General features: G+C 48.6%; 2 protein-coding genes. Both read left to right on the top strand.

Translation table 11 applies throughout. The features are described 5' to 3' along the window. Window positions 1–306 (top strand): OmpA family protein (locus DFR44_RS11020; protein WP_133621621.1); only part of this gene is annotated, 306 nt, incomplete at its 5' end. A gap of 238 nt (window positions 307–544) precedes the next feature. Continuing rightward, on the top strand, window positions 545–4121 hold a 3577-nt coding region (locus tag DFR44_RS11015), incomplete at its 3' end, for a DUF5979 domain-containing protein (RefSeq protein ID WP_133621620.1).

Below are 4121 nucleotides of genomic sequence, written 5' to 3'. Positions count from 1 at the left end.
GAGGCGGGACGCACTAAGTTGGCGGCTTTGGCTAAACAGTTGCAAGAGGACTCTAACACTCAGAAAGGTTTGAAAGTCTCGGCGTATACCGACCGTTTGGGTTCGGATGCGTATAACCAGAAGCTCTCGTTTAAACGTGCTGAAACGATTAAAGCGTTTTTAGTGAGCCAAGGCATTGCAGAGAACTTGATTACGATTGAGGGCTTGGGGGCGGCTAAACCGTTGGTGAATTGCCCAGGCGATAAGTCAGCGGCAACCATCGCGTGCTTGGCTCCGAATCGTCGGTTTGAGGTGTCGTTGCCTTAAGTACCACATAACAGGGAGGAGCTTGATTGCTCCGTAACCTGTGAGGGGAATCTCTGTGTCTAGTGGAGGTTCCCTTTGATGCTTTAAATGATTGTTGATTATCTTAATATTTTAAGATAGCGCGTAGATAAGGTCTGAATAGAAGCAGGGAAGTGATTTTATGAAAACAATAATATTTAAAAATATATTTGCAAAGATTAAGGGAGGAAGCAGTATCAACATGAAAGGAATCGCAAATATGTTATCAATTATACGTGTGTTTATGATGGTACTGATGTTCGCAGCTGCCACGGCACAAGCAGCGATTAGCGGCGTTAGCTTAACGATATTGAGTGATGGCACAACACCATTTGATGCAAGCAGTGGTGCTGGGCTTGATACCTCGGCCAACAATGGTATTGTTAGAACTTTAGATAAAATCACTTATCGGATTAATTATTCATCTAGTTCAACCGCCAGCTCAAAGTTTGTATTTACCCTACCCGCGGGTGCGTCTTGGGATTCAACCTCAAGCGCATCTTCTGTGTGTACTGGTACAGGCGGGGGTACTATTTCTGGTACAACGCTGACCTGTAACCGCATTCCTGTGGTCGGTACGGAATCGTTTACGGTGTCTGCTTATGCCAATACTTTGGCGAATGGCACGGTTTTGACCCCAACGGTTGCTGTAGACAATGGGACGGCTGTTTCAGGCTCTTCAGTCACTGTGTCCGCCGCACCTAAAGCCACCACGCGAACCTACAACAACGGCCTCGCACCCGCTACCGTGGGTGGTGTGGCGGGTTATACGGGAACGATTAACTTTGGTATTGGTATTAGTGGTACTACTTCTGATATTAGAGGTGCTGAATCATTAGCGACTGGGTTTACCTTTAAGATATCAACCATGCCGGGTTCTTATTTGACTTCCACCTGCAGTGGTGCAACCTCGTGTTCGCAGCCAGGTGGTCCAGGGACGCCGATTACCGTTACCGTCAACCAACAGCTTAACTTTAATAGTACGAGCAGTGGTTACGCATTTTTCTCGCCTTCGCTTAATGTGGCATATTACAATGCTTTTACATTGTTCACGCCAATTGATCCAAACAACACACCTGCCAATACAGCGGATGACAACTTCCCATTGGGTTCGATTACTTATTTCCATAATCAAGTGTCGGGTTTTGACCCCAATAGTATTTCAGGACAATCGAACTTCGGTACGGGTTACGCCAATGAAATGGATCCAAGTTATGTGTGTGGTAGCACGTCGTCAATTATAAATGCTTATGCTTGTAGCAGCTTAACGGTAGATCGGACGCAAACCAAACCAATTATTCAACCTATTTTTTCTGTGGTCTCCGAACAAGATTCGATTAGTAACGCACTATATGGTGATGACAATACGATGAATAATGGTAACTACGCTTATTCTGAAAGCGTGTTGCCCGGTCAAACCTTTATGGCGTATGCGGGTTTGTATAGCCAAAACAATGGTTATGGCACCGCGAGTAATGTCGGTCAATGTTTTTTATTCGATAATAATTTAATTAAGCTAGATGGCACGCCCACTGTTAAATATGGACCGAGTGTGGTGAGTGCGCAGAGTGCGACCACTTTATTGACGGGCAGTGATTTGGTGTTGGAATATACCAGTCAAACTTTTGCTACGGATGCGGATCGCAAGGCTGCCAATTGCGGTGTTGCTGGCGATGGCGCATCGGGTTGGTCAACCGACCCAACGGCGGTGGGCGGCTTGTCTGCGGTCACCGCAGTGCGTTACAAATATACTCAGTTATTAAATGTAGGCGCGGGTTTGGCTCTTGCGATGCCATTAGAAAGAACCACCAATGCGACATCGTTGGCGCTGTCCGATGGTACGGTGATTCCATGGTTCTGGCAAAACAACTACACAACCGATTCTGATGCTCAGGTTCACTATGATAAGTCCAGCTATACATCGGCTTCTGGCCCTGCTCAACGAGGCGGACGCATTACGACGCAACCGATTAAAGTGCGTGAAACAACGGTTGTCGGTTCATCTTCGATTGCACCGAGTACACAAACGTCGATTACGATTACACCGCGCGTGATTGGTGCTTCGGTTGCGGGTGTGGATGGTGTGGCTAAAAATGTAGTGGTCACAGCTAAATTCCAAGACAACTGCGTGATTCCAGTTGAATCAAGTTTGCCTGCCAACGCCACTTATACGGCGGGTAATTACGGTACGGATGGTATTCCATGTACATCAGATGATGGGACCGCGGGTTCTGTGAGTTTTGCTGTGGGTGATGTCACTGTCGCAGGGGGCACGGCTGTTGCACCGTATGGTGGTTCGACCGCAACATTAACGCCGATTACCTTTAATGCTTTAGCGGTAGCGACTGCTTCAACGTCTACGAAGGTGTTGACGACAACGATTTCTTCGACCAATGATTTAACCCCATTGTTAGATGGTTCAGGTACGACAGAAGATCGTACAGAAACGGCCAACGTGGTGATTAATGGTGCGGCCGCATTTACCGCAAGTAAAACCACGACAGGGGTAACGGGCGGTAAGGTCGGACCGAATGAAATTTTTGGGTATACGATTAACTTTGGTAACGGTGGCTCTACCAACTCGGGTATTGGCTATTTTGTTGACGTATTGCCGTTTGATGGTGACGACAATGGCACAACAGGCTTAGGCACAGGTAAATTTGAAGTCACCAGTTTGGCCGCATCGATGTCGACCAGTGCCATGGGTACATTGACGATTCAGTATTCAACGGATGCGTCCGCCACTGTGCAGGCTGCGATTAAAGTGGCGGGTCAAGAAGATGGTAATACAGGCATCAACTGGACCACTTACACCACAGGTGCGACCATTCCGACGGGCATTACAGCGATTCGATTCGTGACTTCCAATCCGATGTTGATTGGTTACTCAGGCACAGGTACGATTAATCTTAAAGCCCCGACGATCAACTCCACTTCAAAGTTCACCAACACCGTGTGGGCGCGTACGGATTTATACCAAGGCGACCCATCTTCAACTCAAGTCATTCGTTCAGGTTCAGCGGTCACGATTCAAGGTCTAGACCCATCGACCTTACGCGGACGTGTCTTCTTGGATACCAATGCCAACGGCACGTATGACGCAGGTGAATCAGGTTTAACCTCAACCATTGTAAAAATACAATGTACAGCGGGCGCGTGTTTGACTGCACCACAAGGCACGGTCTTTAGCATGGTGGTTGACTCTGCAGGTGGTTATGCTTTTGCGCCGAATGCAACGGGCATCTTCGCCTCAGCAGACGGCAGCGGCACGGCCTTGAGCGCATTCCAAGGCGTATTGTCTGGGACGTGGACGATTACAGAAACGCCACCCGCCAGCCCAACCACTGCGATTTCAACGACCAGCGTGGGCACGATTAACGGCACCACATCGGGAATCGCTTCAGGCCGTTCGATTACGAGCGTCGCGATGGTCAGTAACGGCATTGGCATCAACTACAACTTCGCCGAACGTTTCCTAGACGGCACAATTGAAGTCACCAAAGAATTGACCTTGCCAACGGGCATCACAGGGCCACTGAGTTTCACGTTCAAAGCCACATGTGATTTACCCGTTGCCAACACCCAAAAGACCGCCACATTAAGCGACTACCCCACCAATACCAAAGTCAGCATCACAGGTATTGCAGCGGGTGCGACATGTACGGTTTCAGAAACATTGCCCTCATCCCCAGATACCAAATACTTCTGGGAAACGCCCGTATTCAGCGCATTAAGCCCGAGCACCATGCCAAACGGCGGCACGCAAACGGTCACTGCGACCAACAAACTGTCACCGA

Origin of the sequence: Hydromonas duriensis (genome assembly GCF_004363775.1) — a bacterium.
Classification (GTDB): Bacteria; Pseudomonadota; Gammaproteobacteria; order Burkholderiales; family Burkholderiaceae; genus Hydromonas; species Hydromonas duriensis.
Note: the sequence above shows the minus strand (reverse complement) of the source record. Positions and strands in the feature narration are given on the sequence as shown.